The organism is Eubacterium sp. ER2, from assembly GCF_000765215.1.
In the GTDB taxonomy this organism is placed as follows: Bacteria; Bacillota; Clostridia; order Lachnospirales; family Lachnospiraceae; genus Claveliimonas; species Claveliimonas intestinigallinarum.
Genome location: NZ_JPJE01000032.1, coordinates 71,676 through 88,882 on the forward strand (window position 1 = coordinate 71,676; position 17,207 = coordinate 88,882).

The window sequence follows — 17,207 nt, forward strand, 5'->3', positions numbered from 1 at the left end:
TGTCATCTCCTCCTTGCCTATCCGGCTGTCTTTTCTGACTCCACTATACAGCATCGGCAGCCCTGTGGACAGCACCGCTCTGGTTTTTCTCTGTTTCCATTCTGGTAACAGCAAAAGCAGGCCCGGACTTTGGCCCGTCGCTGTCACAAGACACTGTCACAAAAAAAGCTCCCCGGCGTACTGCCGGGGAGTCATATTTACATCTGTGATTATTCCTCGATCTGAGGACCAGCTGCAACCAGCGCTTTTCCAAGCTCGTTGCTCTCGTATTTCTTAAAGTTCTTGACAAATCTCTGTGCCAGGTCTTTTGCCTTTGCATCCCACTCAGAAGCGTCAGCGTATGTGTCGCGGGGATCCAGGATAGCGGGATCTACGCCCGGAAGCTCTGTCGGAACCTCAAAGTTGAAGTAAGGAATCTTCTTTGTGGGCGCTGTCAGGATCGATCCGTCCAGGATAGCGTCGATAATTCCACGTGTATCCTTGATGGAGATACGTTTTCCTGTTCCGTTCCAGCCTGTGTTTACCAGGTAAGCCTTTGCTCCGCTGGCCTTCATTCTCTTTACAAGCTCCTCTGCGTATTTTGTCGGATGCAGCTCCAGGAAAGCCTGGCCGAAGCATGCGGAGAATGTAGGTGTAGGCTCTGTGATACCTCTCTCTGTTCCTGCAAGCTTTGCTGTGAAGCCGGACAGGAAGTAGTACTCTGTCTGCTCAGCTGTCAGGACAGATACCGGAGGAAGCACGCCGAAAGCGTCAGCTGACAGGAAGATCACGTTCTTCGCTGCCGGAGCCGCGGAAACCGGGCGAACGATCTTCTCGATGTGATCGATGGGGTAGGAAACACGTGTATTCTCTGTCACGCTCTTGTCTGTAAAGTCAATCTTTCCGTCCGCATCCAGCGTCACGTTCTCAAGAAGAGCGTTGCGCTTGATGGCATTGTAGATATCCGGCTCGGAGTCCTTGTCCAGGTCGATCACCTTTGCGTAGCATCCGCCCTCGAAGTTGAACACGCCGTTGTCGTCCCAGCCGTGCTCGTCATCGCCGATGAGAAGTCTCTTCGGGTCTGTGGAGAGTGTGGTCTTACCTGTTCCGGAAAGTCCGAAGAAGATTGCTGTGTTCTCGCCGTTCATATCTGTGTTTGCAGAGCAGTGCATGGAAGCGATGCCCTTCAGCGGCAGATAGTAGTTCATCATGGAGAACATACCCTTCTTCATCTCTCCGCCGTACCATGTATTCACGATTACCTGCTCGCGGCTTGTGATGTTGAACATAACGGCTGTCTCTGATCTTAAGCCAAGCTCCTCATAGTTCTCAACCTTTGCCTTGGAAGCGTTGTAAACTACGAAGTCGGGCTCAAAGCTCTCCAGCTCCTCTGCTGTGGGGCGAATGAACATATTGGTAACGAAGTGAGCCTGCCATGCCACTTCCATGATGAAACGGATGGCCATGCGAGTGTCCTTGTTAGCGCCGCAGAAAGCATCTACAACGAAAAGTCTCTTGCCTGAAAGCTCGTTCTTTGCGATCTCTTTCACTGCGTCCCATGCTTCCTGGGAAGCCGGGTGGTTGTCGTTCTTATACTCGTCTGAAGTCCACCATACAGTGTCCTTGGAGTTCTCGTCCATAACAATGTATTTGTCTTTAGGAGAACGGCCTGTGTAGATACCAGTCATAACGTTGACTGCACCCAGCTCGCTGACCTGGCCTTTGTCAAAGCCTTCCAGGTTCGGGTTTGTCTCCTCTTCAAAAAGCATTTCATAGGAAGGATTGTGAACAATTTCTGTTGTTCCGGTGATACCGTACTTAGTTAAATCGATATTTGACATGTTACGCTCAACCTCTTTCTTTCTATAGTATATGTTGCCTGTAATCCGGCAATCCCGATATGCCAACATTATACAGGAAACAGTATGAAAAATCAACAATAAAATGTTAAGAGAGTAACAATGACATGAATTTTTCCATTCTTAATCTTTTATTTTTCTGTTTTTAAGAAAAACAATGCCGCTTTTCCCGATAAAAAATGCAGGATTTCAAATCAAATCCTGCATTTTCCCACTCTTCAGAAGAAGTTTCCTTCTTCCAGGCCACGTCCCATTTTCTTCATTTTTTCCACAAATATGCTCTTCGTCGCCACCACAGGCTCCTCACCTGCGCTTGCGGGATCACTCCGCCCCCAGAGTAAGGGGCACGTTTTTCAGCCGTTTTTGCTGAATAAAAGGGTCTGTCCGCAGTCCCCTGCTCCAGAACCACGCCTCCTATGAAGAGGATTTTTCTGCATCCTGGCTTTCCTGTATATGATGTCCAAAACCCGCCAAATGTCAGACATTTCAGAAATATGTGGTGTTGGCTTTTTTTGTCTGGACTGCAAACCAGATAAGAGCCGCCATAACGAGCACAATGGCCACAAAAACCGGTATGGCAATGGAGGCCACATAGGTGTTGATCAGCTCCAGTACGCCGTAGACCGCAAGGAGAATCCCCACCAGAAGGAGCTGAGCGGAGGTCATCTTAATGTAGGCCTCCACATCTTTGCACCTCTTCGGATCCTCATCCTTTGGAAGCATGATCCCCTTCGGAATCTGACGTCTCCTGACCATCAGCAGATACCCGTATATACAGTAGATGCCTGCGCCGATCCCCACAATGCCAAAAAAACTTCCCATACTGTTCATATCTATCTGTCCTTCCCTGCTTTTCTCAAAAGGCTGCTATCTGATGCCCAGGATCTCCTCCACTGTCTCCTGCATCTTGTCCGCGTCGCACTCCCTATGGTGGCGGATCTTTGCGTTCAGGATCTCCTTTATGGCATTTGGCATCTCTACCCCGGAAATGCGCTCCAGCTCCGGCAGCAGCTCCAGCTCCTCCTTCTGGCTGTACGCCTCTTTGCCGATGGCCGTAAGGACGCTCTTCACAAATTTGTAAGGGCTTGCTGTGGAGGCCACCAGGCATTTCGTCCCGTCACCGCTGTCCGCTTTGTAGGCCTGGCAGACATGGGCAGCCACGGCTGTGTGCGTGTCCATCACGTAGCCTGTCCTCTCATAGATCTCTCGGATCGTCTCAGCTGTCTCCTCCTCTGTGGCATAGCCTGCCGCAAAGTCAGAGAGCTGCTCTCTCATCTCCTCTGTGATGGTATATCTGCCCTCTGTCTGAAGCTGTCTCATGAGCTCTGCATCCGCCTTGCCGTCCCGGCCGCAGATCTGGTAGATAAGCCTCTCCAGGTTGCTGGAGATAAGGATGTCCATAGAAGGTGAGGTAGTCAGCATGAATTCCCGGTTCCTGTCGTATGTTCCTGTCTGGAAGAAGTCAAAGAGCACCTTATTCTCGTTTGAGGCGCAGATCAGCTTCCCTACGGGCAGTCCCATGTGCTTTGCGTAGCAGGCAGCCAGGATGTTCCCGAAATTGCCAGTGGGGACAGTGATGTTGATCTTCTCCCCCTCCTCGATCTCTCCATTTTCCAGGAGCTTGCCGTAGGCGTACACATAGTACACAATCTGGGGCACAAGGCGCCCGATATTGATGGAGTTGGCAGAGGAGAACTGGCAGCCCTTCCGGGCAAGCTTTCCTGCCAGCTCCTGATTTCCAAAGAGCTCCTTCACACCGCTCTGGGCATTGTCAAAGTTGCCGTGGATAGCCACCACGTCCACATTGTCCCCCTTCTGGGTCACCATCTGCAGCTCCTGCACACGGCTCACCCCGCCCTTGGGATAGAATACAATGATGCGTGTCCCCTCCACGTCCGCAAATCCGGCCATGGCGGCTTTCCCCGTATCCCCGGAGGTGGCGGTGAGGATGACGATCTCGCCCTCCACTCCGTTCTTCTTCGCCGCTGTGGTCATCAGGTGGGGCAGAATGGAGAGGGCCATGTCCTTGAAGGCGATGGTGGGTCCATGGAACAGCTCTAGATAGTAAGTGTCGTCCACCTTCGCGATGGGGGCGATCTCCTCTGTGTCAAACTTGCTGTCGTAGGCCCTGGCGATGCAGGCTTTCAGCTCCTCCTCCGTGTAGTCTGTGAGGAACTCCTTCATCACTGCGTAGGCTGTCTCCTGGTAGGTCATCCCCTTCAGCTCCCCTAAGGACACCGGGAGGGCCGGAATCCTCTCGGGGACAAAGAGTCCGCCGTCGTCCGCAAGCCCTTTTAAGACCGCCTGGGAGGCTGTGGCTGTGATCTTCGGGTTTCTCGTGCTCATGTACTGTAAATTCATGTTCTTCACCTTTCTACCTCTTCCTCTTTTGAGAAAAGGATTGCTCTATGCTTCCTTCCTGCTCCGAAACAGGATAAACAGGACTGCGCTCACTGCCATCAGTATGGGATAATACAGATAGGGCAGGATGTCAAAGGGTGTCAGCGCCGTCAGTGTAGCCGCCGACAGAAGCTGGGCCCCGTAAGGGATCAGCCCCTGCCCCACGGAGGTAAATATATCCAGCAGGGAGGCGGACCGTCTGGGCGAGACGCCGTACTCCTCGCAGATTTCCTTTGCAATGGGCCCCGCCATGACAATGGCCACCGTATTGTTGGCCGTGCAGGCGTCCACAAGGAGAGCCAGCCCTGCGATGCCGAGCTCCGCCCCCTTCTCCCCCTTGATCATCCTGTGGATCCACTGGAGGATAAAATGGATGCCGCCGTACTCCTTCACAAGAGACACAATGCAGGCCACGATAATGGAGATGACCGTAATGTCATACATGCCGATGACACCGCTGATTTCCTGTCCGCCTATAACTGTGTTCCCGCCGATGGCCAGAAAGATCTGATCCCAGGCAAGACTGCCCGTGGCGATCCCCACCACCACGGAGAGAATGGTGCCGCCGATCAGCACCACGAACACATTGATCCCTATGAGGGCCCCCACAAGAACCAGCACATAGGGCACTACCCTCCATATGTTGAAGGAGAGATCCTCCATTACCATGGCGTTGCCGTCTCTTGTGATAAACAGGAAGATGAGCACTGTGAGGATAGCAGCCGGGAGCACGATGAGAAAGTTCTCCCGGAATTTGTCCTTCATCTCACAGCCCTGTGTCTTTACCGCCGCGATGGTAGTGTCTGAGATCATGGACAGGTTGTCTCCAAACATAGCGCCGCAGACTACAGCGCCGATGCAGATAGCCATGGCAAAGCCGGTCTTCTCGCTGATGCCCACGGCGATGGGCGCCAGGGCAGCGATGGTTCCCATGGAGGTGCCCATGGACACGGAAATAAAGCATCCGATGACGAAAAGTCCGGCCACCGCCACGCCAGGCGGCAGAACGGAGAGCCCCAGGTTTACCGTGCTCTCCACCCCGCCGGCCGCTGTCACAGCACCGGAAAAGCCTCCTGCGCAGAGGAAGATAAGACTCATGGTGATGATGTTGTCGTCTCCCACTCCCTTTGCGATGATATGGATCTTCTCGTCAAAGCTGACCTTTCTGTTCTGCAGAAATGCCACACACAGGGCGATGAGAAACGCCACGATGGTGGGCATGGAGTAAAAATCCCCCGTCAGCACGCCCGAGCCCAGGAAGATCACAAGGAAAACTCCGATGGGCAGAAGGGCGACTGCTCTTCCTTTCTTTTCCATAACAATAACTGTATCCTTCTATAAATTTTATTTTTTATTGTTGTTTGTATAGTTTACCAGGCCGCCGGCAGCGATGATCTTCTGCATGAACTCCGGGAAGGGCTGTCCCTGGAACTGGGTTCCCTTTGTCCGGTTGTAGATCATTCCGCTGTCAAAGTCCACTTCCACCTGATCGCCGTCCTCGATGTTCTGAGCCGCCTCGGGACATTCGATGATGGGCAGTCCGATGTTGATGGCGTTCCTGTAGAAAATCCTGGCAAAGGTCTCCGCAATGACACAGCTCACGCCCGCTGTCTTCAGGCAGAGAGGCGCGTGCTCCCTGGAGGAACCGCATCCAAAGTTCTTGTTCGCCACGATCAGGTCGCCGGGCTGTACCTTATTCACAAAATCCGGGTCAATGTCCGCCATGGCGTGACTTGCCAACTCCTGGGGGTCAAATGAATTCAGGTATCTGGCCGGGATGATCACGTCTGTGTCCACGTTGTCTCCGTATTTAAAAACTCTTCCTTCTGCTTTCATTAGTTTTCACCTACTTTCTCTGGATTAGCGATGTAGCCCGCGATGGCGCTTGCCGCCGCTGTCTCCGGCGATGCCAGGTAGATGAGGGAGTCCACGTGTCCCATTCTGCCGACAAAGTTCCGGTTTGTGGTGGAAACGCACTTCTCTCCTGCTGCCAGGACGCCCATGTGTCCGCCCATGCAGGGTCCGCAGCTTGGTGTATTAAAAGCACATCCGGCATCGATAAAGATGTCAACAAGACCTTCGTCAATGCACTGCTTGTAGATCTTCTGGGTGGCCGGGATGACCATGACGCGCACATCCGGGTGCACCTTGTGTCCCTTTAAGACAGCCGCCGCCCTACGCATGTCCTCCATCCGTCCGTTTGTACAGGAACCGATAACCACCTGATCGATCTTGATGGGCTCCATAGCCTCCACCTCATCAATGGTCCTGGCGTTCCCCGGAAGGTGCGGGAATGCCACTGTGGGGCGCACCTTACTGAGGTCGATCTCCACCACGTCCTCGTACACCGCATCCTCATCCGCTGTATAGATCTTATACTCTTTGTCAGAGTGCTCCTTGATGTAAGACTCCGCCAGAGCGTCCACCGGGAAGATGCCGTTCTTTGCGCCCGCCTCGATGGCCATGTTTGCCATGGTAAAGCGGTCGTCCATGGACAGGCTTGCGATGCCGTCCCCTGTGAACTCCATGGATTTATAGAGAGCACCGTCCACGCCGATCCTTCCGATGATATGGATGATAATGTCTTTACCGCTGACATATTTGGACGGCTTTCCGGTCAGCACGAACTTGATGGCGCTTGGCACCTTGAACCAGATCTGTCCTGTGGCCATTCCTGTGGCAATGTCCGTGGTTCCCATTCCTGTAGAAAATGCTCCCAGAGCTCCGTATGTACAGGTGTGGGAGTCCGCGCCGATGATACACTCTCCTGCCACCACGATACCCTTCTCAGGCAGGATGGCATGCTCAATGCCCATCTGTCCCACCTCATAGTAGTGGGTCAGCTCCTGCTCCCTGGCAAATTCCCGCAGAGCCTTTGCGTTCTCCGCGGATTTGATGTCCTTGTTGGGAGTGAAATGGTCCGGTACCAGCACCACCTTGTCCCTGTCATATACTTTATCAGCCATCTGCTTAAATACCGGGATCGCCATAGGACCCGTGATATCATTCGCCATGACTACATCCAGATCCGCCATGATGAGCTGGCCTGCTTCCACATGATCCAGCCCCGCATGAGCGGCCAGTATTTTCTGTGTCATTGTCATACCCATGATCGTATGCCTCCTTCGTTTTCTCTTAACCCTAAATGGTCTTAACCGTTATTTTACCATGATAAAGTGTCAAGCGCAATAATCAATCCTTATCCTCTTTTATGGCTCCTCTTCTGCGGGCGCAGCCGCAGCCTACGCCTTCCGCTCCGTCAGGGGAAGCCGGATCCTGACGGCAAAGCCTCCCCGGGCGCTGTGGCCGACCTCCATGTCCCCGCCGTGTACCTGGGCGATCTGGCGGACAATGAGGAGGCCCAGGCCGTGCCGCTGTCCGGTCACGTTTTCATCACACATCATGTAGTGGGGCGCGTTATTTAACTCCTCCAGCTTCTCCTCCGTGATGCCGGCCCCGTCATCCTCCACAGCGACAGAGCAGGTGGTCTCCTGCCGCTCCACCGTGACATAGATGGAGCAGCCCTCCGGGTTGTGGTTCATGCTGTTCTGAATGAGATTGCCGGCCGCTCTCGCCAGGAGAGCGGCATCCGCATACACAAAGCAGGGCGCCGCATCCTCCCTGGTCAGCCATTCTATGGGATATTTCCCCTCCGCGTCCATGTTCAGGAAGTCCACCACCGTCTTTCGCATGAGAGCTACCAGGCTGACCTGCTCCCTGTCCACGGGCTGCATGTTGTACTCCAGCTTGGAGGCCAGGTTCAGGTCGTTGATGAGATTTTTCATCCGCTGGCTCTGGCGGCAGATGACCTGCGCTTTCCGCCGCTCCTCCTCCGTAAGTCCCGGGCTGTCCGCCAGCTGAGCGGCGTAGCCCATGACCATGGAAAGAGGGGTGCGGATATCGTGGGAGACGCCGGCGATCCAGTTGGCCCGGGCCGTCTCTTTTTTTCGCAGCTCCCGGTTTCTTGTCTGCAGGATCTCCGAGGTCTTGTTCACGCTCTGGGCGATCTCAGACAGAAGCCCCTTCCTGCGGATGTAGGCGGTCCGTCCCCGGGAGAGCTGCTCAATGCCGTCCACAATGGGGCCCACAGACTTCAGAAGCTTCATGTCCGTCACCAGGTAGATGAGGATGATCACAATGATGTCCGCCAGGATGACGGCTGCGGCAAAGGGAATGAGGTCTTTGATAAGCCCCATATCCCAGGCCGGGTACATGTGCTTCCAGAAGGAATCCCTCGGATACCCCGCCACCACCACATCCTCGCCCCGGCTGGCCGGAAAGGTAGGGTAATCCTGCACATAGCCCCTTGTGAGGGAGGCGATGTCCGAGGCTCTGTAGGAGAGGGGCACCTCGGCCGGAAGGTTCTCCGTGTGCCAGACCACCTGTCCGGTGCCGCTCTGGATGAGCATGGCCCATGCTCCCGCCTGCTTCAGGCTCTCCTGCACCTGGGGAGAGAGGGAGTAGCCATCCTCCGTCTCAGAGAGCCCCTCCGCCACCTCCTCCGCCATGGTGTAGGGAGAGCCGTTGCTGCTGTATTTCACAGTAAAAGAAAAAAGGATAACCAGATCCAGCACCGGCAAGAGCAGGCAGACAAGAAACATGCCCACCACCAGCCGGCGCAGAAGCTTCAGCGCATTTTTCATCTATCTTCCCTCCACTGTCAGCTTGTATCCCAGGCCCTTCACTGTGACCAGCGACTCCGGGTGGGAGGGATCCCTCTCTATCTTCTCCCGGATCCTGCGGATATGGGCCATGAGGGAATTCTCGTAGCCAAAGGGATTGTCTCCCCAGGCCGCCTCGCAGAGAGCATCGATGGTTACGATCTTCCCCGCATTCCTGCACAGGGCGGATAGGATCTCAAACTCCTTGGCTGTCAGGGAAATACGCTCTCCCTCTTTCACCACCTCCGCCCGCTGGAAATCAATCTGGCTGCCGGCAAGGCGGACAAGGGGTGTCTCGTTCTTATAGCTTCTCCTCAGGATCACTCCCACCCGCAGGATCAGTTCCCTGGGGAGGAAGGGCTTGACCATGTAATCGTCGGCCCCCAGCCCCAGGCCCCTGAACTTGTCCTCGTCCTCACCCCGGGCCGTGAGGAAGAGCACCGGGTAGTCCCCCATTTTCTTCAGCCTCTCAAACAGGGAAAAGCCGTCCCCGTCAGGCAGCATCACATCCAGGATGGCCAGCTCCGGCTGAAAATCCGCAGCCGCCTCCAGGGCCTCCCTCACGGTCCCGGCCCTCCGGATATGGAGGTATCCTTCCTCTTTTAATATAGAACAAACCATGTCCAGCAGCTCCTCCTCATCGTCCACAAGAAGGATACGCTTGCCCTTCAGATATTCTGTGTCCATAGTTTTCATTTCCTTTCCTGCTCTGTTTTTGATGAAAGTGTATCACAGTGTGGTTATTATACCATGGCCGCACAGCGGCCACGGGCCTCTGGCTGATGCGCAGCGGATTTCTGCGGTTCCGCAGAAACCGCTTTATGCGCAGGTATAATGACCACGATGTGGTCATTATACCATATTTCCACGCTCTCACTCCATCGCTTCCCTCTTTGTAAGGTAAATGTAAGGCAGAGGAAATGTGCCTGTAAGGATGGCCCGGTACAATAGAGCCAGAAAGACAAAGGAGGCACACAAAGCTATGAAACCGATCATCGAGACACATGAACTGACAAAGACTTACGGAAATTTCACAGCCGTCTACCGGCTGAACCTTCATATAAGGAAGGGAACTGTATACGGATTTCTCGGGCCAAACGGGGCCGGAAAGTCCACCACCATGAAAATATTCCTGGGGCTTGTGCGCCCCACAGTCGGCACATTCACCGTTGACGGGATGTCCTACCCCAGGGACCGGATGGAGATTTTGCGAAAGACCGGCTCCCTCATCGAAGAGCCCTCCTTCTACGGCAATCTGACAGGCCGGGAAAATCTGGACCTGATCCGCCGCATCCTTGGGCTTAAGCCCTCCGCTGTGGAGGACGCCCTGGAGCTGACAGGCCTGACCCGGTTCGGAGATCGCCCGGCAAAGAAATACTCCCTCGGCATGAAGCAGCGGCTGGGCCTTGCGGGAGCCCTCATCGGCCGCCCGCCCCTTCTCATCCTCGACGAGCCCACCAACGGGCTGGATCCGGTGGGCATCCATGAGATACGCACCCTCATCCGGTCCCTGCCCGGGAAGATTGGCTGCACGGTCCTCGTGTCCTCCCACCTCCTGCCGGAGATTGAGCTCATGGCGGACGACGTGGGGATATTAAACCGGGGCCATCTCCTCTTTGAGGGGAGCATGGAAAAGCTGCGGGAGACGGCGGCCATGAAGGGGCTCCCCTCCGACAATCTGGAGGAGACCTTCCTGGCGCTGGTGGACGAAGACAACAGGAAACGGAGGCCTATGTGATGACAATCGGTATCGAGCTGAAAAAACTGAAATCTACGGGATTTTTTACATCCTTTTTTGTGGGAGGCCTGGTGGCGGCCCTCGTGCCCATAGCCAACACGGGGTTTCGGACGGAGCTTTTCACCTCCCTGGAGGGCTCCCCCCTGTCCATCCTCCTTAACGCCAACCTGCAGATGGTGACCATGCTGAACCTGATCCTTATCATCTGCGGCGCCTGCCTGATGTACCACACAGAGTATGCGGGCCACGCCATCCGCAGGATGCTGACCCTGCCCCTCAGAGGAGAGTCCCTGTTTTTCGGGAAGGCTCTCCTCCTGACTCTGGGATTTTTATTTCTCCTGGCCCTGGAGAGCGCTTCCTACGCCTTCTGCACCATGCACTGGTTTGAGATGACAGGAGATTTTATCCCGGAGCTTTTGAAAAATATGGGATTTGCCGCTCTCCTCACACTGCCCACCCTGCTCTTTATGCTGCTGGTGGCCTCCGCCTGCCAGAGCATGTGGGTGAGCCTTGGCATCGGCGTCATCTTCATGTCCATGGGAACCGTCCTGCCGGAGGGCCCCTTCCTGCTCACGCTGGTTCCCTTTGTCACGCCCTTTAGGGACCTGGCCAGCGCGGGAAGCGACTGGACCGCCTACGCCGCCGCATCGGGTGCGGAGCTTCTGCTCTTTGGCCTGATCGCCTGTATTTTTATCCGCATAAGGAGGTACTCACTATGAATTTATTTACACTTACTGCTGCCGAGGTCAAAAAAATCCGGCGCTCCTTTATCCTTCCCCTTCTCTTTGTTCCCCTGGTGATCCTGTGGATCCCCAATATCATCAACGCGGACATGAGCCTCACACCTGTGATGGCGGGCATCACGCCGGGGAACAATTTTTTCATCCAGAGCTTTATGGGCTTTGCCTGGTTCATCTTTCCCGCCAGCATCATCGTGTGCACAGTCCTTTTGCAGCAGCTGGAGCAGAAAAACAAGGGGATCATAAAAATGCTGGCCCTGCCCATAAGCCCCAGGCTTCTGTGCCTTGCCAAGTTTCTTGTCCTTGTGCTTCTGACCTTTGTCCAGGCAGCGGCCATGACGGGGCTCTACTTCCTCTGCGCCCGGATTGCCTCCTCCTACGTGAACGCTGATCTGACGGCTCAGACCGGCATGGTGCTGAAGGTATCGGGAACGCTCTTCCTCTCCTCCCTGCCCATGATGTCTCTGTACTGGCTGATGTCCGTCTGCCTGACCACGCCGGTGTTCTCCATCGGACTGGGGCTGGCCACCATGGTTCCCTCCGTGCTCCTGATGAACACGAAAATCTGGTTCCTCTACCCGCCCTGCTACCCCTTCTATGTAGTCACATCAAACTACATGAAGCTGTCCACAAACCCGGACAGCACCATTGACCTGGTCCCCTGGGTTCCCGCGGCGGCAGCCATATCCATCCTGTGCCTGCTCATAGCCTGCCTGGCCTTCGGGCACGGGGAGAGAAAATAAAAAAATGAAAACAAGAACGAAAAAGGAGTGATATTACTATGCGTACCCCCAAGACAGACCCGACAAAGGCAGTCCTCCTGACCGCCCTCTGCGCCATCATGGTCTTTATCCCATGGACCATCCTTCCCCTCCGCACCCAGCCCTGGGCGCTGGAGATCCCGGCCGCCGGCATAATCATAGCATGCTATGCGATTTTCATGATATTTTCCGGTATTTTTACTCTTGTATGTTACACAAAATACCAGGTACAGAACACACTGATGAAAATCTGTGTGGTCATCAATCTCATCTACGCCATCTTCGGGGTAGTGGCCCTGGGGATGATGGCAGCAACGGCGGCGTGACAGCGGCGTGACAAAGGCGGCCGGAGCTGTCCGGCAGGTAAGACCCTTTCATCTTTTATATAAGAAGCTCAGGCAGTCCGGTGGCTGCCTGCGCTTCTTATACACAGTTCCCTGTCATTGCTTTATATCGCTACTTTACTTCGACTATTTTACTTCGCTGAGCCTCTCCTTCAATTCGAATATCTTTTGCTCAATGCTTTTTATCACCTCGACAAACACTTCATCGGTATTCCCAGTGGGGTCCTCAAGCCCCCAGTCCTCCCTGTGTTTGCAGGGCAAATACGGACAATTCACGTTGCATCCCATTGTAACCACGACATCAACCGGAGGGATGTCCGACAGAAGCTTACTCCGCTGGGTCTTCTCCATGTCAATCCCATGGAGCTGTTTCATGATGCGCACAGCATCCTGGTTGATCTTAGGTTTTGTCTCAGTCCCTGCGGAATAGCTCTCAAATACATCCGAAGCATAATATTTTCCGAGAGCCTCGGCAATCTGGCTTCGGCAGGAATTATGCACACAGATAAATGCTACTTTTGTCATCGCAAAGTCTCTCCTTTAATTCAATTGTTTTGCCTCTGTCGGCGTCTCATGATCAGCAGCCTTTCTTTCGAAGCCGCAGCTCAATCTTTTGCTCAGCAGCTATCCTTTTCAGTACCTCTGCAGCGTGCCGGCTTTTCTCCTTATCCGACAGTTCATCCAGGTCTGCCTCTTCTTTAATCTGCGACAGAAATTCCCCCCAGAATTTACGGCCTTTTTTCTATGATGTAGGACTGCAGGCTTTTTTGGCAGCCATTCTTCTCATAAAATCCTTCCACCCCCGGTTGAGCTCCAAAAAACAGCATGCTGGGAATGTTCTCCCGGGCCAGCTCAAGAAGCCTGCTGCCTATCCCCTTTTTCTGATACTCAGGAAGTACGAGCAGCTCTGTGATCGTCCCGAAAAAGTAGCCATCTGTGAGAATGCGCAGGCAGCCGATAAGCTTTCCATCATCGTAAGCTGTGATATTCAGCGTCCTGGACAGAGCCTGCCGCGTGCGTTCCATATCATAATCTCCCTGCCAGACCTGATTTACAAAGTCCAGGAAAACGGAAGCCGTGAGCTTCCTGTCGTCTACTACGTATTCCATCTGTCTCCTCCGTTATATGTCATTCTTTTGCGAAAACTGTACTAGAGCCAAACAAGCCAAACCTATCCCCAACATACTGACTGCACTGCGGGTTTCAAGTTCGTTTATAAATGACAGAACAACAACTGCAATACCCATTGCCAACGCGATGCCCTTCAGTGCAATATTAACAATTTCAGAGCCCTTATGGTTGTCGTCTGTATTCTCTCTCATCTCTTCCTTTACCTGCATGAGTTCGTCAATAGACACATTGAAAATTTCGGCGAGTTTGGGGAGCGAATTTACATCCGGAAAAGATAAATCTCGTTCCCATTTTGATACAGCTTTATCTGTAACGCCCATTTTCTCAGCCAGTTCAAGCTGGGTCATACCTTGCTCTTTACGGAAGGCTGCAATCATAGATCCAAAAGTTTGTTTTTTCATTGTGTTTACACTCCTTTGATTTGATGACTGCATAATATCATTTCCTCCATTCTATACTCAACCAACTGCTGGTTTAGTTCTCTCGTCCGATAGTTTATAGACAGTTTAGCAGCCAGCATTGATAAATCAGGGTATCCTTTTACTATCTAACGTACAATATCCCCTCCGTAAATTCCAATTTCCCGTCCAACACCATAGACTTTGCTATACTTCTCTTATGGGAAAATACAGATAGCCCTTTCCTGTTGCCGGGTCAGTATAGTCGTGAACTGCTCCGACCAGAGAAATACCCTCCTCCTTCATCTGTCCGAGGGTTTCCTCAAACGCTCCACTATGGTTTTCAACAACTATATACTCATAACCCGGTATTGTCCACTTGGTCCATCCATCAGGAGCCTCCGCATGGTCCACGCATTCCACTCCTGCCAGATACAAGCCCTTGCTAAATCTATCCTCCCACGGTTTAAATGAGCGGGAAATATCAGACATAGCGCCCCATATTCCCACAATCCCCCCGTTCGAGTCCCTCTTTGCCAGATGTGCCACTTCGCTAAAATGACCATTTGCATCATCCCACAATTTCTGGATAAATCCATCGCCGTCCGATGTTGATCCCTCTTTCCCAATGACAGCAAATTCTTCCTTTATCACCTTGACCATTCTTACCCTCCCTCAAATCACAATTCATCTTTTTGTATAGATTAAGTCCGTCATACCATTATACGATCGTGTTTTGAGCAGCCTCAGCTTGATTTCACGGTCAGTCTTTTCAAAAAGCCGAATACCTGAACCCAGAATTGTTGGGATAACAGTAATATGATAGCAATCAACCATATCTTCTCTGACCAACTGCTGGATCAGGTTTGCCCCGCCACATATCCAAATGCCTTTTCCGCCTTCTTCTCTCAGTTTTTTGAGCAGCAGGACGGGATTTTCATTGGTAAAATGGATTTTATCAGAAGATGCTTTGGGGCTGTGCGTCACAACATAGGTTGTAAGGTCGTTATAAACCCACTCTTTTGGCGAAAGCTCCGTAACGATCTGATGATAGGTATTCCAGCCCATTATTACCGTATCGATATCTTTCACAAATTCAGAATATGCGTCAACGTTCTCATCCTCATTGCCCTGTCCGGCCAGCCAGTCAACGCTGCCCTTACTGTCTGCGATATATCCGTCAAGGCTCATCGCTATGAACAAACTGATTTTTTTCATAAGCTCTCCTATCGCGTCACAGATGGAAAATTATCTGTGGATATACATTCTTGTCACACTGGATCCGTCCTCATCCCAAACCATGCAAAAAAATTCCCAGCCATATCTCTCATAGAAGGTTGTATGGTCTGTGATCAGATAAAGCGGGGCTATCCCCTTAGACTTCATATCCTTTACAACTATGTCAAGTAAGCGCCCTGCAATTCCCTGACAGCGGTACTCCTTCTCCGTATACACCGCACACACATTGGGCGCAAGGTCTTTCCTGTCGTGAAAATCATTTTCAATGACTCCAAGACCGCCCACAATATGTCCGCCATCCAGGCAGAGATACCAGCCATATTCGGTTTCATGATCAAGATAGGCTTCCATGTGCATCCAATTTCCCTTTACTTTACAAAAACCAGTTCATGGGATTTAACAATTCCAGGAAAAAGCTCAGGAAAGTATCCCAAAACTTTTCTTTGGCATATGTTTTCCCTTTTCTCACACAAAAAAGCGCCCGCACAAATGAAATCAGCATAATGACCGGAATATATATGATCAATACCAAAATAATGACCAGGAACACTTTCATAGAATTTTCACCTGCTTTTCCATCACATCATATCCCCAAAAATCTCCAGTACAACCCTGGCAGGATGAAAGGACAAACAGCCAGCTTATCTTATTTTTATATATCGTCACTGTACCGGTGACATTTTACTCCACCGAAGCTTTCTGGTTTCTGATTTTTTTAATGTTGTAGTTCATCAGGTGCCTTCCCAGATTTCTATATAGAAAGGCCTTGAAAGCCGACATTTCCTGATGATGCTCTTTCAGCAAGTCATCCGGGCAGTCATAGATCCCGAAATCCTGATTGATCCCCTCGCTTTGAATGTAAGTATTATTTCGATTGAAATCAATCACCGGATTGTGAAAATCCTTTACCGCAACGCCATATCCGCAAAAAGCGCCCCGGCAGCCGGCGTTTATCTCCTGCAGCCGGGAAAGATACTGTTGATCCAGGATAAACGCCTCAAGCTCGTACCAAACACCCTCCAGGTAAACCTCCACCCAGCTGTGAAAAATATTTTCAGGTGCATTTTTGTATACGATACCAGTCATTGCGCCTCTTTGCAGTTTTTTATCGATCGTGAACCCATGTACCCGGCAGGGAACCCCCACGCCGCGCAGCAGCGCCATAAAAAGGGTTCCTTTTGTATTGCACTGCCCATATCCATCAGACAAAACTCTCGACGCCGGAATACTGTCATCCACGTTGTATCCAAATAAAATTTCATCGCGGACAAAATCATATATCTTCCTGATACGATGATACGCATCCGCATTTTCCCATTGCCTGTCACTTATCAACCTCTGTATGTTTGCAGCCGAAAAGTTTAACATAGGCGTTTCTCTCAGGTATTGCTCCATAGACTTTACTTCCCTTTACAAAGACTCACACTGCTCCCAACCCGGAGCTACCCCTCTTCCGCGTCAGAAAAATCCCGGCTGCTGCCCCCGCAAGGACAAACGGCGCCAGTCTGACAAACAGCCACTCAAACGCATGAAAAACCACTCCGGCAACACTCAGTTCCGGGTCACTGTAATCCCAGCCCAGGTATGGACTGTTTAGCGCGGCCAGGGCAGCAACGATGAGCACGATGACCGCGCACAGGCCAAGAAGCAGTCCCCGGAGTATTTTTCGCGCCGCATCCTTCCTCCGGGCGAGCTGCAGATTGATCGTCTCCAGCTTTTCGCAGATTGCCTTTAAATCGTCGGCCTCCGGCCTGGCAACCGTTTCTCCAAGCAAAGTGCTCACTGGAGTTTCCAGCACTTCCGATATGGAGATCAGCATGTCGGCATCTGGAACAGACAACCCATTTTCCCACTTGGAAATGGTCTGGCGCACCACGTTCAGCCTGACGGCAAGCTCTTCCTGGGAAAGCCCCTTCGACTTTCTGATGATTTTTATGTTTTCATTCAGCATCTGGAT

At 52.4% G+C, this 17,207-nt stretch carries 20 protein-coding genes; 4 read left to right on the forward strand and 16 right to left on the reverse strand.

What is annotated here, in order from left to right:
* Positions 1 to 209 precede the first annotated feature (209 nt).
* The 8 genes from pckA to NI21_RS0111700 all read right to left on the reverse strand — a co-directional run bounded on the left by pckA (position 210) and on the right by NI21_RS0111700 (position 9,586).
* Complete coding sequence (gene pckA / locus NI21_RS0111665) at positions 210 to 1,820, reverse strand: phosphoenolpyruvate carboxykinase (ATP) (RefSeq protein ID WP_033126365.1); 1,611 nt, start codon at positions 1,818 to 1,820, stop codon at positions 210 to 212.
* 504 nt (positions 1,821 to 2,324) lie between these two features.
* Positions 2,325 to 2,669, reverse strand: a complete 345-nt coding sequence (locus tag NI21_RS0111670; RefSeq protein ID WP_033126366.1) for a hypothetical protein — start codon at positions 2,667 to 2,669, stop codon at positions 2,325 to 2,327.
* A 36-nt stretch (positions 2,670 to 2,705) separates the two neighbouring features.
* The gene (gene thrC, locus NI21_RS0111675) at positions 2,706 to 4,199 is read right to left on the reverse strand and encodes a threonine synthase (protein ID WP_033126457.1); all 1,494 of its coding nucleotides are present in this window, start codon (positions 4,197 to 4,199) and stop codon (positions 2,706 to 2,708) included.
* A gap of 45 nt (positions 4,200 to 4,244) precedes the next feature.
* Complete coding sequence (locus NI21_RS0111680; RefSeq protein WP_033126367.1) at positions 4,245 to 5,555, reverse strand: Na+/H+ antiporter NhaC family protein; 1,311 nt, start codon at positions 5,553 to 5,555, stop codon at positions 4,245 to 4,247.
* A 27-nt stretch (positions 5,556 to 5,582) separates the two neighbouring features.
* A complete protein-coding gene (gene leuD / locus NI21_RS0111685; protein WP_033126368.1) occupies positions 5,583 to 6,074 on the reverse strand; it encodes a 3-isopropylmalate dehydratase small subunit in 492 nt (163 codons plus the stop codon).
* Positions 6,074 to 7,348, reverse strand: a complete 1,275-nt coding sequence (gene leuC / locus NI21_RS0111690; RefSeq protein ID WP_033126369.1) for a 3-isopropylmalate dehydratase large subunit — start codon at positions 7,346 to 7,348, stop codon at positions 6,074 to 6,076. Before leuC ends, leuD begins: the two co-directional genes overlap by 1 nt.
* A gap of 132 nt (positions 7,349 to 7,480) precedes the next feature.
* Entirely contained in the window at positions 7,481 to 8,881 is a 1,401-nt protein-coding gene (locus NI21_RS0111695) for a sensor histidine kinase KdpD (RefSeq protein WP_033126370.1), read from the reverse strand.
* Positions 8,882 to 9,586 (reverse strand): response regulator transcription factor, encoded by a 705-nt coding sequence (locus tag NI21_RS0111700; RefSeq protein WP_033126371.1) that lies wholly within the window; start codon positions 9,584 to 9,586, stop codon positions 8,882 to 8,884.
* 295 nt (positions 9,587 to 9,881) lie between these two features.
* Between NI21_RS0111700 and NI21_RS0111705 the strand changes: the two genes are divergently transcribed.
* The 4 genes from NI21_RS0111705 to NI21_RS0111720 are packed head-to-tail and all read left to right on the forward strand — an operon-like array spanning position 9,882 to position 12,464.
* Positions 9,882 to 10,637: an ABC transporter ATP-binding protein gene (locus tag NI21_RS0111705; protein ID WP_033126458.1), complete on the forward strand. Its 756-nt coding sequence runs from the start codon at positions 9,882 to 9,884 to the stop codon at positions 10,635 to 10,637.
* Positions 10,637 to 11,356: an ABC transporter permease gene (locus tag NI21_RS0111710; protein ID WP_033126372.1), complete on the forward strand. Its 720-nt coding sequence runs from the start codon at positions 10,637 to 10,639 to the stop codon at positions 11,354 to 11,356. The genes NI21_RS0111705 and NI21_RS0111710 overlap by 1 nt, the downstream gene beginning before the upstream one ends.
* A complete protein-coding gene (locus NI21_RS0111715) occupies positions 11,353 to 12,120 on the forward strand; it encodes an ABC transporter permease (protein WP_033126373.1) in 768 nt (255 codons plus the stop codon). Before NI21_RS0111710 ends, NI21_RS0111715 begins: the two co-directional genes overlap by 4 nt.
* A 38-nt stretch (positions 12,121 to 12,158) precedes the next feature.
* Complete coding sequence (locus NI21_RS0111720) at positions 12,159 to 12,464, forward strand: hypothetical protein (RefSeq protein WP_052084082.1); 306 nt, start codon at positions 12,159 to 12,161, stop codon at positions 12,462 to 12,464.
* 144 nt (positions 12,465 to 12,608) lie between these two features.
* On the opposite strand, the gene NI21_RS0111725 is transcribed toward NI21_RS0111720, so the two are convergent.
* From NI21_RS0111725 to NI21_RS0111765, 8 genes are all read right to left on the reverse strand, one after another.
* Positions 12,609 to 13,007: an arsenate reductase ArsC gene (locus NI21_RS0111725; RefSeq protein WP_033126374.1), complete on the reverse strand. Its 399-nt coding sequence runs from the start codon at positions 13,005 to 13,007 to the stop codon at positions 12,609 to 12,611.
* Between the two features lie 203 nt (positions 13,008 to 13,210).
* Complete coding sequence (locus tag NI21_RS0111730) at positions 13,211 to 13,591, reverse strand: GNAT family N-acetyltransferase (RefSeq protein WP_033126375.1); 381 nt, start codon at positions 13,589 to 13,591, stop codon at positions 13,211 to 13,213.
* A 12-nt stretch (positions 13,592 to 13,603) separates the two neighbouring features.
* Entirely contained in the window at positions 13,604 to 14,014 is a 411-nt protein-coding gene (locus tag NI21_RS0111735) for a helix-turn-helix domain-containing protein (protein ID WP_033126376.1), read from the reverse strand.
* Between the two features lie 204 nt (positions 14,015 to 14,218).
* Positions 14,219 to 14,674: a GyrI-like domain-containing protein gene (locus NI21_RS0111740; protein ID WP_033126377.1), complete on the reverse strand. Its 456-nt coding sequence runs from the start codon at positions 14,672 to 14,674 to the stop codon at positions 14,219 to 14,221.
* 24 nt (positions 14,675 to 14,698) lie between these two features.
* On the reverse strand, positions 14,699 to 15,229 hold the full coding sequence (locus NI21_RS0111745) for a dihydrofolate reductase family protein (protein WP_033126378.1): 531 nt from the start codon (positions 15,227 to 15,229) through the stop codon (positions 14,699 to 14,701).
* Between the two features lie 30 nt (positions 15,230 to 15,259).
* Positions 15,260 to 15,601, reverse strand: a complete 342-nt coding sequence (locus tag NI21_RS0111750; RefSeq protein WP_033126379.1) for a GNAT family N-acetyltransferase — start codon at positions 15,599 to 15,601, stop codon at positions 15,260 to 15,262.
* 330 nt (positions 15,602 to 15,931) lie between these two features.
* A complete protein-coding gene (locus tag NI21_RS0111760; protein WP_033126381.1) occupies positions 15,932 to 16,645 on the reverse strand; it encodes a transglutaminase family protein in 714 nt (237 codons plus the stop codon).
* A gap of 25 nt (positions 16,646 to 16,670) precedes the next feature.
* Positions 16,671 to 17,201: a helix-turn-helix domain-containing protein gene (locus NI21_RS0111765; RefSeq protein ID WP_033126382.1), complete on the reverse strand. Its 531-nt coding sequence runs from the start codon at positions 17,199 to 17,201 to the stop codon at positions 16,671 to 16,673.
* Positions 17,202 to 17,207: the final 6 nt, after the last annotated feature.